General features: G+C 57.6%; 19 protein-coding genes, 5 tRNA genes and 3 pseudogenes. 11 read left to right on the top strand and 16 right to left on the bottom strand.

Annotated features, from left to right (window positions below):
• Window positions 1–18: 18 nt before the first annotated feature.
• Entirely contained in the window at window positions 19–1,014 is a 996-nt protein-coding gene (gene pgl, locus ABOC21_RS17015) for a 6-phosphogluconolactonase (protein ID WP_426815396.1), read from the bottom strand.
• 173 nt (window positions 1,015–1,187) lie between these two features.
• Between pgl and ABOC21_RS17020 the strand changes: the two genes are divergently transcribed.
• Entirely contained in the window at window positions 1,188–2,006 is an 819-nt protein-coding gene (locus tag ABOC21_RS17020) for a pyridoxal phosphatase (protein WP_426815397.1), read from the top strand.
• On the opposite strand, the gene modC is transcribed toward ABOC21_RS17020, so the two are convergent.
• The 4 genes and pseudogenes from modC to ABOC21_RS17040 all read right to left on the bottom strand — a co-directional run bounded on the left by modC (window position 2,007) and on the right by ABOC21_RS17040 (window position 4,820).
• Window positions 2,007–3,065, bottom strand: coding sequence for a molybdenum ABC transporter ATP-binding protein ModC (gene modC / locus ABOC21_RS17025; RefSeq protein ID WP_426815398.1), 1,059 nt, complete (start codon window positions 3,063–3,065; stop codon window positions 2,007–2,009).
• A 2-nt stretch (window positions 3,066–3,067) separates the two neighbouring features.
• Window positions 3,068–3,758: pseudogene (gene modB / locus ABOC21_RS17030) on the bottom strand (molybdate ABC transporter permease subunit).
• Window positions 3,758–4,531, bottom strand: coding sequence for a molybdate ABC transporter substrate-binding protein (gene modA, locus ABOC21_RS17035; RefSeq protein ID WP_426815399.1), 774 nt, complete (start codon window positions 4,529–4,531; stop codon window positions 3,758–3,760). Before modA ends, modB begins: the two are co-directional and overlap by 1 nt.
• Before the next feature lie 139 nt (window positions 4,532–4,670).
• Window positions 4,671–4,820 carry an AcrZ family multidrug efflux pump-associated protein gene (locus ABOC21_RS17040; RefSeq protein WP_041144659.1) on the bottom strand — a complete coding sequence of 50 codons (150 nt, stop codon included), beginning with the start codon at window positions 4,818–4,820 and terminating at the stop codon, window positions 4,671–4,673.
• Window positions 4,821–4,973: 153 nt separating this feature from the next.
• On the opposite strand from ABOC21_RS17040, the gene modE reads away from it, so the two are divergent.
• The 7 genes and pseudogenes from modE to gpmA all read left to right on the top strand — a co-directional run bounded on the left by modE (window position 4,974) and on the right by gpmA (window position 12,850).
• Window positions 4,974–5,762: a molybdenum-dependent transcriptional regulator gene (modE, locus tag ABOC21_RS17045; RefSeq protein WP_426815400.1), complete on the top strand. Its 789-nt coding sequence runs from the start codon at window positions 4,974–4,976 to the stop codon at window positions 5,760–5,762.
• 67 nt (window positions 5,763–5,829) lie between these two features.
• Window positions 5,830–7,306, top strand: a pseudogene (gene modF, locus ABOC21_RS17050) (molybdate ABC transporter ATP-binding protein ModF).
• 206 nt (window positions 7,307–7,512) lie between these two features.
• Window positions 7,513–8,530, top strand: a pseudogene (galE, locus tag ABOC21_RS17055) (UDP-glucose 4-epimerase GalE).
• A 9-nt stretch (window positions 8,531–8,539) separates the two neighbouring features.
• Complete coding sequence (gene galT / locus ABOC21_RS17060) at window positions 8,540–9,586, top strand: galactose-1-phosphate uridylyltransferase (RefSeq protein WP_426815401.1); 1,047 nt, start codon at window positions 8,540–8,542, stop codon at window positions 9,584–9,586.
• 2 nt (window positions 9,587–9,588) lie between these two features.
• Window positions 9,589–10,737: a galactokinase gene (galK, locus tag ABOC21_RS17065; protein ID WP_426815402.1), complete on the top strand. Its 1,149-nt coding sequence runs from the start codon at window positions 9,589–9,591 to the stop codon at window positions 10,735–10,737.
• Complete coding sequence (galM, locus tag ABOC21_RS17070) at window positions 10,731–11,774, top strand: galactose-1-epimerase (RefSeq protein ID WP_426815403.1); 1,044 nt, start codon at window positions 10,731–10,733, stop codon at window positions 11,772–11,774. Before galK ends, galM begins: the two co-directional genes overlap by 7 nt.
• 323 nt (window positions 11,775–12,097) lie before the next feature.
• Window positions 12,098–12,850, top strand: coding sequence for a 2,3-diphosphoglycerate-dependent phosphoglycerate mutase (gene gpmA / locus ABOC21_RS17075; RefSeq protein ID WP_041144652.1), 753 nt, complete (start codon window positions 12,098–12,100; stop codon window positions 12,848–12,850).
• A gap of 92 nt (window positions 12,851–12,942) precedes the next feature.
• On the opposite strand, the gene aroG is transcribed toward gpmA, so the two are convergent.
• Window positions 12,943–13,995, bottom strand: coding sequence for a 3-deoxy-7-phosphoheptulonate synthase AroG (gene aroG / locus ABOC21_RS17080; protein WP_426815404.1), 1,053 nt, complete (start codon window positions 13,993–13,995; stop codon window positions 12,943–12,945).
• Between the two features lie 325 nt (window positions 13,996–14,320).
• Here aroG and ABOC21_RS17085 point away from each other — a divergent pair, with 325 nt between their 5' ends.
• A complete protein-coding gene (locus ABOC21_RS17085; RefSeq protein WP_426815405.1) occupies window positions 14,321–14,668 on the top strand; it encodes a protein YbgS in 348 nt (115 codons plus the stop codon).
• Between the two features lie 110 nt (window positions 14,669–14,778).
• Window positions 14,779–15,717: a CDF family zinc transporter ZitB gene (gene zitB, locus ABOC21_RS17090; RefSeq protein ID WP_426815406.1), complete on the top strand. Its 939-nt coding sequence runs from the start codon at window positions 14,779–14,781 to the stop codon at window positions 15,715–15,717.
• Here zitB and pnuC read toward each other — a convergent pair.
• From pnuC to ABOC21_RS17110, 4 genes are all read right to left on the bottom strand, one after another.
• Entirely contained in the window at window positions 15,714–16,433 is a 720-nt protein-coding gene (gene pnuC, locus ABOC21_RS17095) for a nicotinamide riboside transporter PnuC (protein WP_426815407.1), read from the bottom strand. The two genes, zitB and pnuC, sit on opposite strands and share 4 nt — an antisense overlap.
• A gap of 33 nt (window positions 16,434–16,466) precedes the next feature.
• The gene (gene nadA, locus ABOC21_RS17100; RefSeq protein WP_426815408.1) at window positions 16,467–17,510 is read right to left on the bottom strand and encodes a quinolinate synthase NadA; all 1,044 of its coding nucleotides are present in this window, start codon (window positions 17,508–17,510) and stop codon (window positions 16,467–16,469) included.
• A 519-nt stretch (window positions 17,511–18,029) separates the two neighbouring features.
• Window positions 18,030–19,232 (bottom strand): MFS transporter, encoded by a 1,203-nt coding sequence (locus tag ABOC21_RS17105; protein ID WP_426815409.1) that lies wholly within the window; start codon window positions 19,230–19,232, stop codon window positions 18,030–18,032.
• Between the two features lie 319 nt (window positions 19,233–19,551).
• A complete protein-coding gene (locus tag ABOC21_RS17110; RefSeq protein WP_426815410.1) occupies window positions 19,552–20,010 on the bottom strand; it encodes a DUF6130 family protein in 459 nt (152 codons plus the stop codon).
• A 334-nt stretch (window positions 20,011–20,344) separates the two neighbouring features.
• Between ABOC21_RS17110 and ABOC21_RS17115 the strand changes: the two genes are divergently transcribed.
• Entirely contained in the window at window positions 20,345–20,581 is a 237-nt protein-coding gene (locus ABOC21_RS17115) for a hypothetical protein (RefSeq protein ID WP_426815411.1), read from the top strand.
• 287 nt (window positions 20,582–20,868) lie between these two features.
• Here the strand turns inward: ABOC21_RS17115 and ABOC21_RS17120 are convergent, their stop codons facing one another.
• The 6 genes from ABOC21_RS17120 to ABOC21_RS17145 all read right to left on the bottom strand — a co-directional run bounded on the left by ABOC21_RS17120 (window position 20,869) and on the right by ABOC21_RS17145 (window position 22,763).
• On the bottom strand, window positions 20,869–21,468 hold the full coding sequence (locus ABOC21_RS17120; RefSeq protein WP_426815412.1) for a TetR/AcrR family transcriptional regulator: 600 nt from the start codon (window positions 21,466–21,468) through the stop codon (window positions 20,869–20,871).
• A 510-nt stretch (window positions 21,469–21,978) separates the two neighbouring features.
• Window positions 21,979–22,054, bottom strand: a tRNA-Lys gene (locus ABOC21_RS17125).
• A gap of 126 nt (window positions 22,055–22,180) precedes the next feature.
• Window positions 22,181–22,256: transfer RNA gene (locus tag ABOC21_RS17130), tRNA-Lys, on the bottom strand.
• A gap of 145 nt (window positions 22,257–22,401) precedes the next feature.
• Window positions 22,402–22,477: transfer RNA gene (locus ABOC21_RS17135), tRNA-Lys, on the bottom strand.
• Window positions 22,478–22,480: 3 nt separating this feature from the next.
• A tRNA-Val gene (locus ABOC21_RS17140) sits at window positions 22,481–22,557 on the bottom strand.
• Window positions 22,558–22,687: 130 nt separating this feature from the next.
• Window positions 22,688–22,763 (bottom strand) — tRNA-Lys (locus tag ABOC21_RS17145).
• Window positions 22,764–22,858 lie beyond the last annotated feature (95 nt).

Below are 22,858 nucleotides of genomic sequence, written 5' to 3' on the forward strand. Positions count from 1 at the left end.
TTTTGTCAGCCGGGCGGCCTAGTGGGCGTGAACCACCACCCACATCGGCCCCTGGCCGACGGCATAGCGCCCTTTCTCCTGCAGCAGGCCCTGCTCGCCGCTAATTTCATACACCGCGACGTGGTGGGACTTCTGCCCGGCGGCAATCAGATATTTGCCGCTGTGATCGAGGTTAAAGCCGCGCGGCTGGGCCTCGGTCGGCTGGTAGCCCTCAATAGCCAGCACGCTGCCGTCTTCGGAGACGCTGAAGATGGTGATAATGCTGGCGGTACGATCGCAGGCGTAGAGATGACGGCCGTCGGCGGTCAGGTGGATATCCGCCGCCCAGCGCACGCCGGTAAAGTCGGCAGGCATCATATCCAGGGTCTGCACGCACTCAATTTTGCCGTGCGGATCCTTCAGCTCCCAGACGTCAACGGAGCTGTTCAGCTCGTTCACGCAGTAGCCGTACTGCTGGTTCGGATGGAACACCATATGACGCGGGCCCGCGCCTTCAACGGTGGTGACTTCCGCCGGCTCCTGCGCCGCCAGGAAGCCGTCATCGCTAAGGGTAAACAGACAAATGCGATCCTGCTTGAGCGCCGGTACCCACAGCGTGCGGTTATCCGGGGCAATATTGGCCGAGTGGCAGCCTTCCAGCCCTTCAACCACCGCCACCGTTTCACCCGGCAGGCCGTCGGTCAGCGGCGTGACGCTAACGCAGCCCGAATTGTAGGAGGCGCTGAACACGAAGCGGCCCAGACGGTCGGTGGAAATATGCGTCGGGCTCCCCGGCAGCGCGGCTTCACCGGCGAAGGTCAGCGCCCCGTTATCTGGCGCAATGCGGTAGGCCAGTACGCGAAACTCCGGACGCACGCCGACGTAGAGATACTCTTTATTCGGGCTAACCACCATCGGCTGCACCTGACCCGGGGCGTCAACAACCTGTACCAGGGTCAAATTTCCCGCAAGATCCAGACTCCAGACGTGAATCTGCTGGCTTTCCGGGCTGGCGGTATAAACGGTTTGTTTCATGACTGCTCCTTTCCTCACTGCACATGGAAAACTTATACATTTCATTCAGCAAGCTGCTTCTTCGATGCAATGTATAGACTCTTTTAACGGTAGATGCTGAAAAATTTGCCCCTGAGGCGCAGCGGTGTACCATCATGGCCTGCTAACTTTTCACCATTAACCGGAAACAACAGATGACCTCACGCGTGATTGCCCTGGATTTAGACGGCACCTTATTGACCTCAAACAAGACCATCCTGCCCGCCTCACTTGAGGCGCTGGCGCGTGCCCGCGCGGCGGGCTACCAGGTGATCGTCGTCACCGGTCGACATCACGTCGCGATCCATCCTTTTTATCAGGCACTGGCTCTGGATACACCTGCAATTTGTTGTAACGGCACTTATTTGTATGATTATCAGGCAAAAAAGGTTCTGCAGGCCGATCCGATGGCGGTCGATAAGGCGCTGAGCCTCACCGACATGCTGGCTGAGCACGACGTGCACGGCCTGATGTACGTCGACGACGCCATGCTCTACGAGCACCCGACCGGGCACGTCATCCGTACCGCCCGCTGGGCAGAGTCGCTGCCGCCGGAACAGCGCCCGGTCTTCACTCAAGTGGACTCCCTGGCGCAGGCGGCGCGCGAGGTGAAGGCGGTGTGGAAGTTTGCCCTCACCGATGAAAACATTCCTAAACTGCAGCAGTTCGCGCAGCACGTCGGCCAGACGCTGGGGCTGGAGTGCGAGTGGTCGTGGCACGATCAGGTCGATATCGCCCGCGCCGGCAACAGCAAAGGCAAGCGCCTGGCGCAGTGGGTTGAATCCCAGGGGCTGTCGATGCAGGACGTGGTGGCCTTCGGCGACAACTATAACGATCTCAGCATGCTGGAAGCCGCCGGTATCGGCGTGGCGATGGGTAACGCGGTCGATGAAGTCAAAGCACGCGCGAACGTGGTGATTGGCGAGAACGAAAGCAGCAGCATTGCCGACTTTATCAACCGCAACCTGTTGTGATCAGGCGCTAATCGACACGCTCTTGATTTGCGCATACAGCCACTGGCCGGGCGTAATCCCAAGGTCATCTCTGGCCCACGGGCTGATGCGCGCCCATAGCGTGCGGCCGCTGACCTCCAGCTGCACCTCAATTTGCCCGTTGGTTTCAATATACTGCACGACCTGCGCGCGCAAAATATTGCGGATGCTGGTCCGCTGCGGGCGCTCCAGCACCAGCGACACGTCGGACGCCTGAACGCGAATGCGCGCCGACTCGCCCGGCGGCCGGTCGAGCTGGTTGACCCACAGCCGCTGCTCGCCGAGGGCCAGCTCGGTCATCGCATACTGCGGATGTCGGGCGGCAACCGCAACCTTCAGGATCGTGCTCTGCTGCTCCTGCGGCAGCCACGGGTGCATCACGCTGCTGCTCCACACCTCTTCGAGATCGCCAAACGCCTTCACGCTGCCGTTTTCCAACACCAGCACCTTATCCGCCAGATGCTGGATCTCATCCAGCGAATGGCTGACGTACAGCATCGGGATATTGATTTCGCGCGCCAGCCGCTGCAGGTAGGGCAGCAGCTCGCGCTTGCGGGGAATATCCAGCGAGGCCAGCGGCTCGTCGAGCAGCAGCAGCTCGGGAGCGGTCAGCAGCGCCCGACCGATGGCCACCCGCTGCTTCTCGCCGCCGGAGAGGCCGCCCGGCAGGCGATCGAGCAGCGGCTCAATCCCCAGCAGCGCCACCAGCTTATCGAACTGGCTGGCCATACTCTTCGCCATGCCGTACTGCAAATTGCCGCGCACTTTGTAGTGCGGGAACAGGCGGGCGTCCTGGAAAACGTAGCCAATGCGCCGCTTTTCCGGCGCCAGGCAGATGCGCTTTTCGACATCATTCAGCACCCGGCCGTTCAGCACGATCCGTCCTTTCTGCGGCCGGGTCAGGCCGCTGATGGCGTTGATAAGCGAGGTTTTACCGGCCCCGGAGACGCCAAATACCGCGGTAATACCGCTGGCGGGCAGCGTCTCCTGAATGCTCAGGCAGTGGGTTCCCAGCGTCTGGGTAAAATCGAGTTCAAGCATCGTTATTTACCCATCCGCGCGCGGCTGAGGCGGGCCAGCCATTCGGAAACCAGCAGCGAGATCAGCGCCAGCACGATGGAAATTAAGCATAAACGCGCGGCGGCGCCCTCGCCGCCCGGCGTTTGAATCAGGGTATACATGGCGGAGGGGATGGTGCGCGTTTCGCCGGGGATATTGGAAACGAAGGTAATGGTCGCGCCAAACTCGCCCAGCGAGCGGGCAAAGGCCAGCACGGTGCCGACGATAATGCCCGGCAGCGTCAGCGGCAGGGTGATGGTAAAGAATACCCGCCAGCGCCCGGCGCCAAGAGTGCGCGCCGCCTGCTCCAGCTTGATATCGACCCCTTCAAGCGCCAGGCGAATCGCCCGCACCATCAGCGGAAACGACATCACCGCCGCCGCCAGCACCGCGCCGCGCCAGCTAAAGGCAAACGTCAGGCCAAACCAGTCGTACAGCCAGTCTGCCGATAAAACCGCGCCTGCCCATTGCCACCAGCAGCAGATAGCCGACCACCACCGGCGGCAGCACCAGCGGCAGGTGGAGAAGGCTGTCGAGCAGCGCTTTTCCGGGGAAGCTGCGCCTGACCAGCAGCCAGGAAAAAAAGATCCCAAAAGGTAAGCTAAACACCACCGCCAGGGATGACACTTTGAGGCTCAGCAGCACCGCCTGCCATTCGGGATCGCTTAAAATCATTAGCGCGTGGTAAATCCGTATTGTTTGAAGATGGCCGACGCCTCAGGCCCTTTCAGGTAGTCATAGAATGCGCTGACGGTCGCATTTTTGTGTCCGTCAACGATGGCCAGCGGATACTCAACCTTCTTATGCGAATCTTCCGGGAAGGTACCCACGACTTTAACGCCTTTGCTGGCGACCGCATCGGAGCCGTAAACGATGCCCAGCGGCGCTTCGTTACGTTCAACCAATGCCAGCGCCCCGCGCACGTCTTCCGCCGGAGCCAGCTTCGCTGACAGAGTGTCCCATGCCCCCAGCTTTTGCAGCGCTTCTTTCGCATAGATCCCGGCCGGCACGTGCTCCGGATCGCCCACCGCCAGACGGCCGCCCTTCAGCAGGCTGGTCCAGTCGGTTTTGCTGCTGATGGTAACGTCGCTCTGCGCGCTGGCCTTCGGTGCAACGACCACCAGGCTGTTTCCCAGCAGCGTTGCGCGGGTGGCGGTATCAATCGTTTTTTTCTCGACCGCGTAATCCATCCACTTCTGGTCCGCGGAGATAAACAGGTCAGCAGGCGCGCCCGCTTCAATTTGCCGCGCCAGCGTTGAAGAGGAGGCAAAGGATGAGACCACGTCCACCTTTTTCTCCTGCTTATAGGCCTTCGCGATATCCTGCATTGCGTTAGTTAATGAAGCCGCCGCGAAGACCGTTATCTTTCCCTCTTCTGCCAGCGCCTGCCCGGCGACGGAGAGCGTTAACGTCGCTCCAACAAAAAAACGTAACCATTGACGTGCCATCTGAAACTCCTTTGCGTGCGTTATGTAGGGGCTAATATAACGACAAGATTGGGGTTTTCCCAGCGCGAATTGGTGGTAACCAGATGAGGATCAAAAGGAAGGGATAAAAAAACGCCCGGAGAAACCGGGCGTCAGGTAATCAGTTTTTTTGCTGGCCGCGATCTTTATGACCGACGCCGGAGAAGATGTTGAACACTTCGCCCAAACCGTAAATCAGACCAAGGATGATGGCCATCACCACCGGGACCATGACCACGGCAAAAACCAGGCTTTTCAATAGCTCTAACATAGTGGGCTCCAGAAAGTACGAATGGTTAATTGTAACCGTTTCAGCAAGAAAAACACGCCCCATTTGTGCGATACCTCGCCGGGCAGGGTCATAGATCTATCTTGCAAGATGCTCGCTATCGGTCACAATACCCTTTTTTGCCAGGATATTATTATGCAGGCCGAAATTCTCCTTACCCTGAAATTACAGCAGCGCCTGTTCGCCGACCCTCGCCGCATCTCCCTGCTGAAACAGATTGACCAGACGGGTTCAATTAGCCAGGGCGCGAAAAATGCCGGCATCAGCTATAAAAGCGCGTGGGATGCCATTAACGAAATGAATCAGCTTAGCGAACAGGCGCTGGTTGACCGCGCCACCGGCGGTAAAGGCGGCGGCGGCGCGGTGCTGACCCGCTACGGCCAGCGGCTGATTCAGCTTTACGATCTGCTGGCGCAGATTCAACAGAAGGCTTTTGACGTCCTTAGCGACGACGACGCGCTGCCCCTCGACAGCCTGCTCGCCGCCATCTCCCGCTTCTCCCTGCAGACCAGCGCCCGCAACCAGTGGTTTGGCACCATCACCGGCCGCGACCATCAGCAGGTGCAGCAGCACGTTGAGGTTTTGCTGGCCGACGCTCAGACCCGTTTTAAAGTCGCGATCACTGCCCAAAGCGCCGAACGACTCGGCCTTGATGAGGGCCAGGAAGTGCTGGTTTTACTCAAAGCGCCGTGGGTCGGTATGACCCTGGACCCGGCGGTGGCCGCCGAAGCGGACAATCAGCTGGCGGGACGGATCGGCCATATCGAATACGGGCCGGAGCAGTGCGAAGTGCTGATGACGCTGCCGGACGGTCAGACCCTGTGCGCGACCCTGCCGCGCGAGCAGACGGATGGGCTGGCTGAAGGCGCCGAGGCGCTCGCCTATTTTAATGCCGATCGCATCATTCTTGCCACCTTGTGCTGACGGGATTGACATTATCCGCCTGAAGACGTATCCCTGAAGCACTTTGCTGCAAAAAGTGGGATACACAATGTCATCATTGCAAACATCGCAAGGCACGTTCCGCCTGAGCGACACAAAAACGTTAAATATTGAACGCCTCACCGTTAGCGCCGGCGAAAGCTGGGCATTCGTCGGTAGCAACGGCAGCGGTAAATCCGCGCTGGCCCGCGCGCTATCCGGCGAACTCACCCTGCTCTCCGGCGAGCGTGAAAGCGATTTTACCCGCATCACCCGCCTCTCCTTTGAACAGCTACAGAAGCTGGTCAGCGACGAGTGGCAGCGCAACAACACCGATCTACTCAGTCCGGGCGAAGAGGATACCGGCCGCTTTACCCATGAGATAATCCAGGAGGAGTACAAAGATGCCGCCCGCTGCGCGCATCTTGCCGAACTGTTTGGCATTTCCGGCCTGCTGCAGCGCCGTTTTAAATATCTCTCCACCGGCGAGACGCGCAAAACGCTGCTGTGCCAGGCGCTGATGGCCAAACCGGATTTACTGATCCTTGATGAGCCTTTCGACGGCCTTGACGTGGCCTCCCGCCACCAGCTGGCCGAACTGCTGGCCGCTCTTAACGGGGAAGGCATCACCCTCGTGCTGGTGCTCAACCGGTTCGACGAGATCCCCGCCTTCGTCCAGTTTGCCGGCGTGCTGGCGGACTGTACGTTAAGCGAAATCGGGGAGACACAGGCGCTACTGCAGCAGGCGCTAATCGCCCAGCTGGCCCACAGCGAGCGGCTTGACGGGATCGCACTGCCGGAGCCGGATGCGCCCGCCGCCCGCCACTCTCTGGTCGCCGATACGCCGCACATTATCCTCAACGACGGAGTGGTGTCATACAACGACCGGCCAATCCTCAATCACCTTAGCTGGCAGGTCAACCCCGGCGAGCACTGGCAGATAGTCGGGCCCAACGGCGCCGGGAAATCGACACTCCTCAGCCTGATAACCGGCGATCATCCCCAGGGATACAGCAACGATCTGACCCTCTTTGGCCGCCGTCGCGGCAGCGGCGAAACCATCTGGGATATCAAAAAGCATATCGGCTACGTCAGCAGCAGCCTGCACCTGGAGTACCGCGTCAGCACCACCGTGCGCAACGTTATTCTGTCGGGCTATTTCGACTCGATCGGCATCTATCAGGCCGTTTCCGATAAGCAGCGTAAGCTGGTACAGACCTGGCTGGATATTCTGGGTATCGACGGCCGCACCGCCGACGCCCCGTTCCACAGCCTGTCGTGGGGCCAGCAGCGTCTGGCGCTGATTGTCCGCGCGCTGGTAAAACACCCGACGCTGCTGATCCTCGACGAGCCGCTGCAGGGGCTCGACCCTCTCAACCGCCAGCTGGTGCGCCGCTTTGTTGACGTGCTGATTAGCGAAGGGGCCACCCAGACTGCTGTTTGTTTCCCACCACGCCGAGGATGCCCCGGACTGCATTACCCACCGCCTGGAATTTATTCCGAGTGGAGACGGTTACACTTATCGGATCGGTCCGCTGGCAAAATAAGCCAATCCAGGGGTCTGCGGATCCCTGTATTTTTTCAGATAAGGTTGACAAATAGCCATTAACAACATGTTTTAACACAGTATTTATTTAACCATCGCGTTTGTGTATTTTAGTGTAACCGATACCACCAATTTGGTCTGTGTCACACTTTTTCGTTCTTTGATATGCTATCGTCTTCACATACGATAAGCCTATTGGAGCGAGTCATGAAAGTATTGGTTACAGGTGGTAGCGGTTACATTGGAAGTCATACCTGCGTACAGTCTGCTGCTGCAGGGACACGAGGTGATTATTCTCGACAACCTCTGCAACAGTAAGCGCAGCGTGCTGCCGGTGATTGAGCGCCTTGGCGGGAAAAAAGCGACCTTTGTCGAAGGCGATATCCGCAATGAAGCGTTGATGACCGAGATCCTGCACGATCACGCCATTGAGGCGGTGATCCACTTTGCCGGATTGAAGGCCGTCGGCGAATCCGTCGCCAAACCGCTGGAATACTACGACAATAATGTGACCGGCACATTAAAATTAGTTTCCGCCATGCGCGCCGCCGGCGTCAAAAACTTTATTTTCAGCTCCTCCGCTACCGTCTACGGCGACCAGCCAAAGATCCCTTACGTTGAAAGCTTCCCGACCGGCACTCCGCAAAGCCCGTACGGCAAAAGCAAACTGATGGTCGAGCAAATTCTTACCGACCTGCAGAAAGCCCAGCCCGAGTGGAGCATTGCGCTGCTGCGCTACTTCAATCCGGTTGGCGCTCACCAGTCCGGCGATATGGGCGAAGACCCGCAGGGCATCCCTAACAACCTGATGCCGTACATTGCGCAGGTGGCGGTGGGTCGTCGCGAATCGCTGGCGGTATTCGGTAACGACTACCCGACCGAAGACGGCACCGGCGTGCGCGACTATATCCACGTCATGGATCTCGCGGACGGTCACGTTGCGGCGATGGAAAAACTGGCCAGCAAGTCGGGCGTGCACGTCTATAACCTTGGCGCAGGCGTTGGCAGCAGCGTCCTTGACGTCATTAACGCCTTCAGCAAAGCCTGCGGCAAACCGATTAACTACCACTTCGCGCCGCGCCGTGAAGGCGATCTCCCGGCCTACTGGGCTGACGCCGAAAAGGCCGACCGTGAACTGAACTGGCGCGTCACGCGCAACCTTGATGAGATGGCGCAGGACACCTGGCACTGGCAGTCCCGTCATCCGCAGGGTTACCCAGACTAAGGAACCGTCATGAGCGTATTTAACCCCGTCGACCATCCGCACCGTCGCTATAACCCGTTAACCGGGCAGTGGATTTTGGTTTCCCCGCATCGCGCGAAGCGCCCCTGGCAAGGGGCGCAGGAGACGCCGGCAAAGCTGACCCTGCCGGCGCACGATCCGGACTGTTTCCTGTGCCCGGGTAACACCCGCGTCACCGGCGATACCAACCCGAACTACACCGGCACGTACGTGTTTACGAACGACTTTGCGGCCTTGATGACCGATACTCCGGACGCGCCGGAAAGCAACGATCCCCTGATGCGCTGTCAAAGCGCGCGCGGGACCAGCCGGGTCATCTGCTTCTCGCCAGACCACAGCAAAACGCTGCCTGAGCTGAGCGTTGAAGCCCTGGACGGCGTGGTTAAAGCGTGGCAGGAACAGACGGCCGACCTCGGCCAGCGCTATCCGTGGGTGCAGGTGTTTGAGAATAAAGGCGCCGCGATGGGCTGCTCCAACCCGCACCCGCACGGCCAGGTCTGGGCCAACAGCTTCCTGCCGAACGAAGCCGAACGCGAAGATCGCCTGCAGAAGGCGTACTACGCCGACCAGGGTTCGCCGATGCTGGTGGATTACGCCCGGCGCGAGCTCGCCGACGGCAGCCGCACGGTGGTCGAAACTGAACACTGGCTGGCGGTCGTTCCCTACTGGGCGGCCTGGCCGTTTGAGACCCTGCTGCTGCCGAAAGCGCACATCCTGCGCCTGACCGATTTAACCGCCGCACAGCGCAGCGACCTTGCGCTGGCGCTGAAAAAGCTGACCAGCCGCTACGACAACCTGTTCCAGTGCTCGTTCCCCTACTCGATGGGCTGGCACGGCGCGCCGTTTAATGGTGAAGAGAATAATCACTGGCAGCTACACGCCCACTTTTATCCGCCGCTGCTGCGTTCCGCTACGGTACGCAAATTTATGGTCGGCTACGAAATGCTGGCCGAAACCCAGCGTGACCTGACGGCCGAGCAGGCCGCCGAGCGTCTGCGCGCGGTCAGCGACGTTCATTTTCGCGAATCCGGAGAATAACAATGAGTCTGAAAGAGAAAACCCAAGCCCTGTTTGCTGAGAAATTTGGCTACCCTGCCAGCCACACCATTCAGGCTCCGGGCCGCGTTAATTTGATCGGCGAACATACCGACTATAACGACGGTTTCGTGCTGCCCTGCGCGATTGATTATCAAACGGTCATCAGCTGCGCGCCGCGCACGGACCGCAGGGTACGCGTAATTGCCGCGGATTATGAAAACCAGTCCGACGAGTTCTCGCTGGATGAGAAAATTGTCAGCCACGATAGCCAGCAGTGGTCCAACTACGTGCGCGGGGTGGTGAAGCATCTGCAGAAGCGCAACAGCCATTTCGGCGGCGCGGATTTGGTTATTAGCGGCGACGTTCCCCAGGGCGCCGGCTTAAGCTCCTCGGCTTCGCTGGAGGTTGCCGTTGGAACCGTATTCCAGCAGCTCTACCATCTGCCGCTGGACGGCGCGCAAATCGCGCTGAACGGTCAGGAGGCGGAAAACCAGTTCGTCGGCTGCAACTGCGGCATTATGGACCAGCTGATCTCCGCGCTGGGCAAAAAGGATCACGCCCTGCTGATTGACTGCCGCACGCTGGGCACCAGGGCCGTCTCGGTGCCGAAAGGCGTGGCGGTAGTAATCATCAACAGTAACTTTAAACGCACCCTGGTCGGCAGCGAATACAATACCCGCCGCGAACAGTGCGAAACCGGCGCGCGCTTCTTCCAGCAGCCGGCGCTGCGTGACGTTACCCTTGCCGAATTCAACGCCGTGGCCGCCGAGCTGGATCCGATCGTTGCGCAGCGCGTTCGCCACGTGCTGACCGAAAACGCCCGCACCGTCGAAGCAGCAACCGCGCTGGAGAAAGGCGACCTGAAGCGGATGGGCGAGCTGATGGCCGAATCCCACGCCTCAATGCGCGATGATTTTGAAATCACCGTTCCGCAAATTGACGCTCTGGTTGAGATCGTCAAAGCTACCATCGGCGACAAAGGCGGCGTGCGCATGACCGGCGGCGGCTTTGGCGGCTGCGTCGTCGCGCTGGTGCCGGAAGAGCTGGTGACGCCGGTTCAGCAGGCCGTTGCCGCGCAGTATGAAGCGAAAACCGGAATCAAAGAGACCTTCTACGTTTGCAAACCTTCCCAGGGAGCCGGCCAGTGCTAAATCAAACGACAGAACGCGCGCCTGATGGCCAGCCGTGGCAGATCATTACCCTGCGCAACGACGCCGGGATGGTGGTGACGCTGATGGACTGGGGCGCAACGCTGCTCTCCGCCCGGGTCACTCTGGCTGACGGCAGCGTCCGCGAAGCCCTGCTCGGCTGCGCTTCGCCGGAACAATATACCCGCCAGGCGGCCTATTTCGGCGCCTCGGTCGGCCGCTACGCCAACCGCATCGCCAACAGCCGGTTTATGCTTGACGGCCATATCGTCAACGTGGCGCCCTCCACTGACGCCGGCCACCAGCTGCACGGCGGACCGGACGGGTTTGATAAGCGCCGCTGGCAGATAGTCAGCGCCGACGAACGCCAGGCGCTGTTTTCCCTCTCTTCCGCCGACGGCGACCAGGGCTTCCCCGGAAATCTACGGGCTACGGCGCACTATCGCCTGACCGACGATAACCGTATTGCCATTGAATATCGCGCCACCGTCGATCGGCCCTGCCCGGTAAATCTGACCAACCACGTCTACTTCAACCTTGATGGCCAGCAGACCGACGTCCGCCAGCATCGGCTGCAGCTCTTCGCCGACCGCTATCTGCCGGTTGAGAGCGACGGAATACCGGGCGGCGATCTGCGCGACGTCGCCGCAACCAGCTTTGACTTCCGCAAGCCTCGGGTGCTGGCGGAGCGCTTCCTCAGCGATGACGATCAGCGCAAGGTGAAAGGCTACGATCATGCGTTCCTGCTGCAGGCGCAGGGCGATGCCGGTCAGCCGGCGGCCCACCTCTGGTCGCAGGATGAAAAGCTGCAGATGACGGTGTATACCTCCGCCCCGGCGCTGCAGTTCTATTCCGGCAACTACCTCGACGGCACGCCGTCGCGCACGGAACAGGACTACGCCGCCTGGCAGGGCCTGGCGCTGGAGAGCGAATTCCTGCCCGACTCGCCAAACCATCCGCACTGGCCGCAGCCGGATTGCGTATTACGCCCGGGCGAGGAGTACGTCAGCCTGACGGAGTACCAGTTCATCGCCAGATAATGCCCCCGCCCTCCCGATGGAGGGCTTTTTTTCGCCACTTTGGCGTAAATTACGCCACCTGCCGACAAAAATATAACCGCGGATTTACAAGCACCTTACACTGAGCCACTATTTTCGCTATGGTTAGGGATAAGCGTTGCCGTGAGGTAAATCACGGCAATATAATGAGAATAGTTATCAATCAATAAACGCATACACCGCAGCATTCGGGTTGTATCGATTCGGTCGCAGAGCGACTCCCGCGAACGTTGTTCACCGGGTAAACGCAGACGGCCGCTGAGCCACAGCGCGAAGGACGGCGTGTTGTATTGAGGAGTGAGAGAATGGCTGTAACTAAGCTGGTACTGGTCCGTCACGGCGAAAGCCAATGGAACAACGAAAACCGTTTCACCGGTTGGTACGATGTCGATCTGTCCGAGAAAGGCGTGGGTGAAGCAAAAGCGGCAGGTAAACTGCTGAAAGAGGAAGGCTTCAGCTTCGATTTTGCTTATACCTCTGTGCTGAAACGTGCCATCCATACCCTGTGGAACGTGCTGGACGAACTGGATCAAGCCTGGCTGCCGGTTGAGAAATCCTGGAAACTGAACGAACGCCACTACGGCGCTCTACAGGGTCTGAACAAAGCCGAAACCGCTGAAAAATACGGTGACGAGCAGGTTAAGCAGTGGCGCCGCGGTTTTGCCATCACGCCGCCGGAGCTGACCAAAGACGACGAACGCTTCCCGGGCCACGATCCGCGCTACGCGAAACTGACCGATGCCGAGCTGCCGGTCACTGAAAGCCTGGCGCTGACCATCGAGCGCGTGGTGCCTTACTGGAACGAAACCATTCTGCCGCGTCTGAAAAGCGGTGAGCGCGTCATTATTGCCGCTCACGGTAACTCCCTGCGCGCGCTGGTGAAGTACCTCGACAATATGGGTGAAGAAGAGATCCTCGAACTGAATATCCCGACCGGCGTACCGCTGGTTTATGAGTTCGACGAAAACTTTAAGCCAATCAAACATTACTATCTGGGCAACGCTGATGAAATCGCGGCCAAAGCGGCGGCGGTAGCGAACCAGGGTAAAGCGAAGTAATTTTCGCCGGTATAAAAAAGCGTGGATTGCTCCACGCTTTTTTTTGTCCTTAATTCCGCCGTCAGCGGCGTACGCTCGGGCAATAAACAGCGCTACCCGCGGCGGGCTTTCACCGCATCCGCCAGCTGGCGCAGGATGGTATCCGTGTCTTCCCAGCCAATGCAGGCATCGGTCACGCTCTTACCATAGGTCAGCGGCTCTCCGCTCTCCAGGCTCTGGTTGCCTTCCACCAGATGGCTTTCAATCATCACGCCCATGATCGCCTGCTCGCCGCCGGCAATCTGTTGGCAAACGTCGCTGCCCACGTCCATTTGTCTTTTGAATTGCTTGCTGGAGTTGGCATGGCTGAAATCAATCATGATCTGCGCCGGCAGACCCGCTTTCGCCAGCCCAACCTTCACTTCAGCAACGTGCTTCGCGCTGTAGTTCGGCTCTTTGCCCCCACGGAGGATGATATGGCAGTCGCTGTTGCCGCTGGTGTTCACAATCGCCGAATGGCCCCACTTGGTCACCGACAGGAAGCAGTGCGGCGCGCCGGCGGCGTTAATCGCATCAATCGCGACTTTAATCGTTCCGTCGGTGCCGTTTTTAAAGCCAACCGGGCAGGAGAGGCCTGAGGAGAGCTCGCGGTGAACCTGAGATTCGGTGGTGCGCGCGCCGATAGCGCCCCAGCTCATCAGGTCAGCCACGTACTGGGGGGTGATCATATCAAGGAATTCGCCCGCCGCCGGCAGCCCGCTGTCGTTAATCTCCAGCAGCAGCTTACGCGCAATGCGCAGGCCGTCGTTGATCCGGAAGCTATTATCCATATGCGGATCGTTGATCAGCCCCTTCCAGCCGACGGTGGTACGCGGTTTCTCAAAATAGACGCGCATTACCACTTCCAGCTCGCCTTTCAGCTCTTCTCGCAGCATCAGCAGGCGCTCAGCGTACTCTTTCGCCGCCGCCGTATCGTGAATTGAGCAGGGCCCAATCACAACCAGCAGGCGATCGTCGTTGCCCTTGAGGATCTGGTGGATCGCTTTACGAGCGTGCGCCACGGTGTTAGCAGCATTTTCGGTCGCGGGGAACTTTTCGAGGAGCGCAACGGGAGGAAGTAATTCGTTGATCTCTTTAATGCGTAAATCGTCGTTCTGATAATTCATTTTCTTTCCAGCCCTGCCATCTTATCTATGTAAATGCAATCCCTCCAATCTATCTCTTCGCTCAAAAAGTGTAAACGTGATTTTACAGTGACAACAGATTAATCCTGAAAATAGGCTAAAATACGCAATAAAGAAGCGAAAAACAGGCCATGAGCTACAATTTTTAACTGTTAAGACCAATCTTCACGCCGCTAATCAGTATTCCATGCTGATGTAACTTATTGATGTGAAGCTTTTAATCATAGAGCGCGGAGCGCGAGCGGGCTCTGGCACATGCACCGTTGGAAGAGGTTATCCGACATATCGACCATAACAGAAGCATCCTATGAAAACGACCATCCTCACCCCACTCTTTTTAGCCGTCACCCTTGGCCTGGCCAGCGCCGCCGCGCTGGCGGCAGATACCGGCGCCCAGTCCAACAACGGACAGGCTAACGCCTCCGCCGATGCCGGGCAGGTGGCGCCTGATGCCCGGACCAACATCGCGCCAAACAAGGTTGATAACGATAAGATCAACTCTGGCGACAAGATGCTTAACTCCGACGGTTCGACCATGAGCCATGACGGGATGACCAGCGACGAAGCGCATAAAAACGCGATGTGCAAGGACGGCCGCTGCCCGGAAAGCACCCCGAGCGATAGCGGAAGCAAAACGGACGGGACAACGCAGTAGTCTCCGCGTCTGAAAACCAGGGGGAGCCGCGGCTCTCCTTTTTTATTTTATTCACCGAAAATCGGTATGATGTCATACAGTAATAATGAGAATAATCAGGGGATGACACCATGGCGCACTCGCATACTCCGCCTCAGCGGCCGCAGGATAATAACGCTCGCCGCCTGCTGTTGGCCTTTATCGTCACCGCCGGCTTTATGGTGGTTGAAGCCGTGGGCGGCGCGCTCTCAGGCTCTCTGGCGCTGCTCGCCGATGCCGGCCATATGCTTACCGACTCCGCCGCCCTGCTCTTCGCCCTGCTGGCCGTTCGTTTCGCCAGCCGACCACCCAACGCCCGCCATACCTTCGGCTGGCTGCGTCTGACCACCCTCGCCGCCTTCGTCAACGCCATCGCGCTGGTGGTGATTACCATTCTTATCGTATGGGAAGCGATTCAGCGTTTTAATCATCCGCAGCCCGTCGCCGGGGCGGCGATGATGGCGATCGCCGTCGCCGGGCTGCTGGCCAATATTCTGGCCTTCTGGATCCTTCACCGCGGCGGCGAGGAGCGCAACCTTAACGTTCGCGCCGCGGCGCTGCACGTGCTGGGGGATTTACTCGGTTCGGTGGGGGCGATTATCGCTGCGATGGTGATTTTAACCACCGGCTGGACGCCGATTGACCCGATTTTGTCGGTGCTGGTTTCCTGCCTGGTGCTGCGCAGCGCCTGGCGCCTGCTGCAGGAGAGCCTGAACGAGCTGCTGGAGGGGGCGCCGCGTTCGCTGGATGTTGACGGCCTGAAGCGTGATCTACGCCGCTCGGTGGCCGAAGTCCGCGACGTGCACCATGTCCACGTCTGGCTGGTTGGGGAAAAAACGGTGATGACGCTGCACGTACAGGTCGTCCCGCCGCACGATCACGACGCCCTGCTGAATCGTATCCAGGCATTTTTGCACCACAAGTACGACGTTGAGCACGCGACCGTACAGATGGAATATCAGCCCTGCAGCGGCCCGGAGTGCCGTCTTAACATGACCCACTCCGGGCACGCCCATCAGCATCATCACTAGCGAGAAAACGCGTGAGAACCCCGCTCACGGGCGCTGTTGATCCACATCCGGCTGCCGTTGACGGCGATAAAGGTCAGCAGCAGGTACTCCAACGACATCGCGTAGACGCCCTGCCGCGCAAAAATGACCACGCTGATAACGTTAATGATCACCCACAGCAGCCAGTTCTCAACGTATTTGCGGGTCATCAGGATCATGGCGGCGATCGACAGCACCATCATGCAGGAGTCCCAGAACGGGAAGGCGTCCGGCTGCAGCGCCGGCATGGTCACCTGTAGCCCCATCCCCTGCATCAGCGTCACCGCCACCCGCGTCAGGAAGGCGAACACCGGATCGATAAATACCGTCATCAGGGCAATCGCCACCACGCACGCCGCCAGCCAGCCCAGCGCTTTTGGCAGCGGCAGCCAGCGGATCTGCAGCGCAGCCTCGTGGCTGCTGGTCTGCCGCGACCAGGCGTACCAGCCGTAGACGTTAGCCACGAAGAAAAACACCTGCAGCAGCAGGCTGGCATAGAGCTGGATCTGAAAGAAAATAATGGCGAACAGGGTGACGTTAATCAGCCCGAAGGCATAGTTGCCGATCTTTTCCAGGCTCGCCAGCCAGATGCATAGCAGCCCGGCAATCGTCCCGACGGCCTCAATCCAGGAGAGATCGTATCCCCCGGCGCCAATGGGTATGTGTACCAAAATATTCTGCGTACTTAAAAAATCCATCTTTTCCCCAGAGCGTATTGCACGCGTTGTTTTTTATCCCCGTAGTGTAGCCGCAAAATCCAGCATTCTGTTAAGCGGAATTAATGCGCCGGCGCGCATCTGCGCGTCAACCTGAATCTCATGCGCCGCCCCGCCGTGCTCCAGACCTTCGGCAATCGCCTTCAGGCCGTTCATCGCCATCCACGGGCAGTGGGCGCAGCTGCGACAGGTAGCGCCTTCACCGGCCGTCGGCGCTTCCAGCAACTCTTTCTCCGGCACCGCCTGCTGCATTTTATAGAAGATGCCGCGGTCGGTGGCGACGATCAGCTGGCGCTGGGGCAGCGTTCTCGCCGCATTGATGAGCTGGCTGGTAGAGCCGACGGCATCGGCCATATCCACAATCGACTGCGGTGATTCCGGATGAACCAGCACCGCGGCGTCGGGGTAGAGCGCCTTCATTCGGGTCAGCGACTGGGTTTTAAACTCATCGTGAACAATACAGGCGCCCTGCCAGCACAGGACGTCTGCGCCCGTCTGTTTCTGCACGTAGTGGCCCAGATGGCGGTCCGGCGCCCAGATGATTTTTTCGCCCTGGCTATCAAGATGCTCAATCAGTTCAACCGCAATGCTGGAGGTCACCACCCAGTCAGCGCGGGCTTTAACCGCCGCGGAGGTATTGGCGTAGACCACCACGGTACGGTCAGGATGCGCATCGCAAAATTGATTGAACTCATCAATGGGACAGCCGAGATCGAGGGAACATTCGGCGTGGAGCGTCGGCATCAGGATGGTTTTTTCCGGACTGAGGATTTTTGCCGTTTCGCCCATGAAACGCACGCCGGCGACCAGCAGCGTGGATGCCGGATGGCGGGCGCCAAAGCGTGCCATTTCAAGAGAGTCTGCGATGCAGCCGCCGGTCTCTTCCGCCAGCTGCTGAATTTCGGGATCGGTATAGTAGTGGGCAACCATGACCGCATCGCGTTCGCGCAGCAGACGCTTGATCTTTTCACGATAAAAGTGCTTTTCATCGCGGCTTAGCGGCATCGGCTTGGGCGGAAAAGGATAAATCGCCGTTTCAGGGTCAAACATTACGCTCATCTTGCAATCTCGTTTTACTGGCTTAACTTAAAGACCGTTAAAATGCCTTCACGCGGCACAGGAACGGCATCAGTGTTTTATATGCTAAACAAGATAGCCGATTATACGGACAATGTCGTGGGGAATTTATCTGCAGACCTGCGGGTTGAGCCTTATCAATCGCAAAGAGTAAACCGGCGTTTTTTTACGCTGGCGGATGGGTCAGGATATCTCGTTATTTCCGAACCGCTTGCCCGTAACGTCCGCTTCCCGTCGCTGAATAACGACGGGTTCATATACAGTTTGGCGGTTCTGTGATGCTTCATTTGAAGTGCATAGCACGGCTATGCCGACGGGGCAGCCCGGAGTCCCCCCGCCGGATGACAACCTTAAACATTCAGCTAGCGGGCGCCGAGGAACTCATCGGCGGCGAATGTCGAAACCGCAAACAGCGCCGCTGATGAGAGGATAAGGATCGAAAGTAACTTTCTGAACACGATGTATTTCTCCGGTGAGATGCAAATAATTAAACAGTCCCTGCTAAACGTGCGTATGGCGAGCCCCGGCCCTGAAGCCGTGCGTACGCGCCGACAGGGCAATCAGGAATCCGACAATCAGCACCAGCGCCAGCGTAATCGGGAAGGACGCGGCCCCCCACGTATTGAGCAAAATGCCGCCGACAAGCCCACCGCCCGCAATAGCGCCGTTCCAGACCACAACGTTCATCGACAGCGCCACATCGGCACCCTCGCCGGCGGCATCCGCCAGTGCGGTTTGCAGCAGAGTTGCCGCACCACCGAACGTGAGCCCCCAAACGGCCACACCGATGTAGATGAAAGCCGGTACGCATGCCAGCCAGATGAACAGCAGAGAGACAATGGCGAAGAGCGCGAGGCTACCCAGCACCGTGCCGCGCAGGTGGTTATCAACAAGGCGACCGGTGATGCCGATAGCAACGAGCGCGGCCACGCCGAATATCAGCAACACCACGTCCACGTGCTCAGCCAGCCCCGCCTGCGCAACAAACGGCGAAATGTAGGTGTAGAGAATGTTGTGCGCCAGCATCCAGGCCACCACCACGCCGAGCACCGGCCGCACTCCGGGCGTCATGAACACCTGACGTAAAGACAAACGCTCGTGGCCGGCCTGCCCCGGATAGTCCGGTACCCGGGCAAGCACCCATACGATTAACACCAGGGTCAGCGCAGACATGATCCCGAATGCGCTGCGCCAGCCGATTGCCGTACCAAGCCATGTTCCCAAAGGCACGCCGAGGGAGAGCGCGACTGGCGTGCCGACCATCGCCACCGCCAGCGCCCTGCCCTGCTGATGGATCGGCACCATGCGGCGGGCGTAGCCGGCCAGCAGGCTCCACGCCAGCCCCGCGGCAACGCCCGCGAAGAAGCGGGCGACAAGCGTCAGCCAGTAGTTTGTTGAGAGCGCCGTGACCGAATTAAAAACAAGGAAGCCGATAATGGCCAGTAGCAGCACGCTACGCCTGCGCCAACCTTGCGTGGCGATGGTTAACGGGATAACGGCCAGCAGTGAACCCAGCGCGTAGACCGTGACGGTTTGCCCCGCCAGAGCGGTGGAAATGCCGAGCCCCGCGGCCATCTGCGGTAGCAAACCGGCCGGTAAGGTTTCGGTAATAATGCAAATAAATCCGGTCATGGCCAGCGCCAGGAGCGCAGCCAGAGGCAAACGCTCATCCCTGGCAGCGGCCGTTGAAAACGAAGTCGTCATGGTGTTCTTTCTCATCAAAGGAAGGGCTGGCAAGGCTGCCGTTGCCGGACAGTCGCCATATATGTAACGATCGGTACATTAATGATCCACAAACAGCCTGTCAACAAATTATGTATCGCTCAGTACACATATAATAAAAGCCTGCGGGGGAAAAATGGCAGAGAAGAACCTTCGATTGGGACAAGGCGCCGGCACGCGCGCGGCATCTCTGCAGGCAAAATGGCAGAGTATGATCTCAGGAGTAACGTCAGATTTACCGTGCGCGATGACCAAAATAAAAGGCCAGCCTGGCGGCTGGTCTTTTATTTACCGGCTTTAATCAGGGCACTACAACCTTAATAGTCTGAACCTCAATAACGCTATGGGCGGCATCGACAAGCTCGATTTTTACCTGATGCTCGCCGTGCTTCAACGGGCCAAAATAAATAGGGTCGGTTATTGCATGTATCCAGTTCCACCCGTTGCCATCAACCATCACGTGCAGATGACCAATCATTGGCCTGAGAGTTGTTGCCTCTTTACCGTGTATTTCCGTATACAGCGGAAGAATTTTCATATTATCAACCTGAAAAGGCAAAAAGACATATCCATCTTTCAGAACATCTTTTTCTGGCTCAAAGAGCGTTAATTTAGGCTTAGCTTCATTGGCCATTTGGGATGCGGATGCGCTGGATAGCTGTGCATCAGGCTGAGAATGGACATGCTGTCCGGCAGCATGCGCGGAAAATATATAGAACAAACCCAAAAAGGATAGAGCTGCATACTTTATAATATTCATGGCTATCTTCCTGTCGGTGATTTTCGTACGTTAAAAGGGACAGATAACGCTTCCCGATACGGGCCTCTTCTGCGCGGCGATTAAAGGCGTCGACGCCACCAGGCCCGCTAAAATTACCGCAGTAAAATATTTTTTCTCCATCAAAGCCTCCCAAAATATAATTAAATTTAAAGTCGCCATTAACTGTCAGAAAAGACATTACGGTAAAACGGATATGCCAGAGAAATTGTCCACAGCGCTATCTGGCCTTAACATCGCTCTCATATCTGACATTTAAATGCTATCGACTCTTTTTCTCTTTTATGTGGAGGTTACATGGAGGCTGGATGGAGAAGTGTTAATAAATAAAATCACATTGCGGCAATATAATAAATTTCCGTATGCGGATGCGCGTTCGTGGTACGGAGACGATCCAAAAGCCCGCTGGGATTCAGCGCTGAGAAACGCTTCATTACAGGCAGGGTATTTTATCATTGCTGCCAGGCGGGCAGGTCTGGATACCAACCCGATGCCGGGACTTGATGAATCGGCGCTAAATAGCACCTTTTCCCGGGAGCAATATCAGGGTTAATACGTTGTCAACGCTCGGATATGGTGAAGCGTCTACACGCTATCCGCGAGCTCCACGCTTCGATTTTGAAGAGCTGAATCAGGTGTTCTAATTCATGCTTCTGCACCAGGCCAGGGCGATGTCAAGCCTGTTATTGCGATGCGCGACGGTCGTAGCGTACGAGTTTAGCGCCGGGAAAAGCGCCTGCGACAGCTGGCGAACGGGCAACGGCTGACGTCACCAGTCGCAGCCGTGGTGAATATTCGGGGCAAGGAGCGCGGCCTATATGCGGAGCCCTTTGCTACGCATTAATTCCACAGTTTCATCAGCTCCGCGATCGAGGCATTAAGGGCCGAATTTGTTACCCCATCCCTGGCTAACAGAGAGACCCCCAGCAGGAAACCGTTAAACGTTATGCCCAAAGACCGGGCATCAGTTTCCGCCGAAAGCTCACCTGCCGCGATGCCGCGTTCGACGCAGTGGACAAACCCTTCGAGCGTTCGCGAACGCGAAGCAGATAGTGGTTTTACAACATGAGCATACTCTGGCGTAGGCGCACTCATGGTGCCCAGTGCCACCATACAGCCCCTGGGATGCCCGGATTCGCACTGCATTTTCGTCGATCGCCGCAAGGCCAGCTCGATCGCCTCCCTGGGCGCAATCGTATCGTCCCAAAGGCAGTCGGTAACCCGGCCATAGCTATTCAGATAGCACTGTACCGCTTCGGTAAACAGCGCCTCCTTAGAACAAAAGGCAGCATAAAAGCTCGGTGCGGAGATCCCTCCCCCGATTTTCGCCTTTAATTGAGCGAGCGAGGTTGATTCGTAGCCCTGTTCCCAGAAAAGAAGCATCGCCTGCTCAACGGCCAGCTGACGATCGAATGTCCTGGGGCGCCCCATTTGTGCCATTAAATCCTCCGGTTATCAGGACTTAAATACTACTCGATACAGAAAGCCTTAACAAGCGACTCCAGAATACGTCCGGATGTATTAGTACCTATCATTTGTATTTTCCTGCGCCTGGCCTGGCGGTAGAGACTATTACCAGAAAACGGCATTAAGTCCCTTCAGTACTGCCATAGCCTGCAGCGATAGCGAAGAGCCTGATGTTCTTCATACGTGCCACAGGAAGCGTCCAGAGCCGTTTCTTCGCATAGCATCACGTCTCGCGTCAGACGCTATCATAACGGCGGCAGGTTCGAATCTTAAATATCGCAGATAGTAAAAAGGCGCCTTTAGGGCGCCTTTTTACATTGGTGGGTCGTGCAGGATATCACTCGTCTCATCCTGAGACTCGCCCTGCGGGTTACGCTGGTGGTAATGCAAAATCGCTCCCGGCGATTTTGTCGAACCTGCGGCAGGTTCGAATCTTAAATATCGCAGATAGCAAAAAGGCGCCTTTAGGGCGCCTTTTTACATTGGTGGGTCGTGCAGGATTCGAACCTGCGACCAATTGATTAAAAGTCAACTGCTCTACCAACTGAGCTAACGACCCCTTGCGGGTTTACTGCTTTAATCATTCAGGCTGCTGAATCGTGCAGGATGACCCGGCTTTGTCTCGCCTTTCGGTCCGTTGCTGTGCAACGTTATCCTTCACTTTCTCTACCAACACCTTAAGCGTTGGTGGGTCGTGCAGGATTCGAACCTGCGACCAATTGATTAAAAGTCAACTGCTCTACCAACTGAGCTAACGACCCGCTCGGGGTACTGCCTGAAATTATTTTTCACTCGCCACCAATAAAATTGGTGGTCGTGCAGGATGACTCGCTTACGCTCGCCCTACGGCGCCATTGCTGCGCAACGTTATCCTTCACGCTTAACATCTGAGTAAGACGTTAAAATTGGTGGGTCGTGCAGGATTCGAACCTGCGACCAATTGATTAAAAGTCAACTGCTCTACCAACTGAGCTAACGACCCGAGTGGTGGGTGATGACGGGATCGAACCGCCGACCCCCTCCTTGTAAGGGAGGTGCTCTCCCAGGCTGAGCTAATCACCCGATACTGCGCTGGATACTGCTGCTAACTAAGTTAGCGGTGGGTCGTGCAGGATTTTCGCCTCGCCCTACGGCGCCGTTGCTAATGCAACGTTATCCTTCACGTTTTACTATCGCGTTCCACCAGAACGATTGGTGGGTCGTGCAGGATTCGAACCTGCGACCAATTGATTAAAAGTCAACTGCTCTACCAACTGAGCTAACGACCCGCTTTTTTATCGCTTCAGGCTTGTTTGATATCCCGTGGCAACGGCGGCATATATTACTGATTTAAGAATTCAGCGCAACAAGTATTTCGATAAAA

The organism is Klebsiella sp. WOUb02 (assembly GCF_050058015.1).
In the GTDB taxonomy this organism is placed as follows: domain Bacteria; phylum Pseudomonadota; class Gammaproteobacteria; order Enterobacterales; family Enterobacteriaceae; genus Klebsiella.

Excerpts from the sequence above, each read along its gene's own strand:
- pgl (WP_426815396.1), bottom strand. The coding sequence starts at position 1,014 with ATGAAACAAACCGTTTATACCGCCAGCCCGGAAAGCCAGCAGATTCAC.
- ABOC21_RS17020 (WP_426815397.1), top strand. The coding sequence starts at position 1,188 with ATGACCTCACGCGTGATTGCCCTGGATTTAGACGGCACCTTATTGACC.
- modC (WP_426815398.1), bottom strand. The coding sequence starts at position 3,065 with ATGCTTGAACTCGATTTTACCCAGACGCTGGGAACCCACTGCCTGAGC.
- modA (WP_426815399.1), bottom strand. The coding sequence starts at position 4,531 with ATGGCACGTCAATGGTTACGTTTTTTTGTTGGAGCGACGTTAACGCTC.
- ABOC21_RS17040 (WP_041144659.1), bottom strand. The coding sequence starts at position 4,820 with ATGTTAGAGCTATTGAAAAGCCTGGTTTTTGCCGTGGTCATGGTCCCG.
- modE (WP_426815400.1), top strand. The coding sequence starts at position 4,974 with ATGCAGGCCGAAATTCTCCTTACCCTGAAATTACAGCAGCGCCTGTTC.
- galT (WP_426815401.1), top strand. The coding sequence starts at position 8,540 with ATGAGCGTATTTAACCCCGTCGACCATCCGCACCGTCGCTATAACCCG.
- galK (WP_426815402.1), top strand. The coding sequence starts at position 9,589 with ATGAGTCTGAAAGAGAAAACCCAAGCCCTGTTTGCTGAGAAATTTGGC.
- gpmA (WP_041144652.1), top strand. The coding sequence starts at position 12,098 with ATGGCTGTAACTAAGCTGGTACTGGTCCGTCACGGCGAAAGCCAATGG.
- aroG (WP_426815404.1), bottom strand. The coding sequence starts at position 13,995 with ATGAATTATCAGAACGACGATTTACGCATTAAAGAGATCAACGAATTA.
- ABOC21_RS17085 (WP_426815405.1), top strand. The coding sequence starts at position 14,321 with ATGAAAACGACCATCCTCACCCCACTCTTTTTAGCCGTCACCCTTGGC.
- zitB (WP_426815406.1), top strand. The coding sequence starts at position 14,779 with ATGGCGCACTCGCATACTCCGCCTCAGCGGCCGCAGGATAATAACGCT.
- pnuC (WP_426815407.1), bottom strand. The coding sequence starts at position 16,433 with ATGGATTTTTTAAGTACGCAGAATATTTTGGTACACATACCCATTGGC.
- nadA (WP_426815408.1), bottom strand. The coding sequence starts at position 17,510 with ATGAGCGTAATGTTTGACCCTGAAACGGCGATTTATCCTTTTCCGCCC.
- ABOC21_RS17105 (WP_426815409.1), bottom strand. The coding sequence starts at position 19,232 with ATGACGACTTCGTTTTCAACGGCCGCTGCCAGGGATGAGCGTTTGCCT.
- ABOC21_RS17110 (WP_426815410.1), bottom strand. The coding sequence starts at position 20,010 with ATGAATATTATAAAGTATGCAGCTCTATCCTTTTTGGGTTTGTTCTAT.
- ABOC21_RS17120 (WP_426815412.1), bottom strand. The coding sequence starts at position 21,468 with ATGGCACAAATGGGGCGCCCCAGGACATTCGATCGTCAGCTGGCCGTT.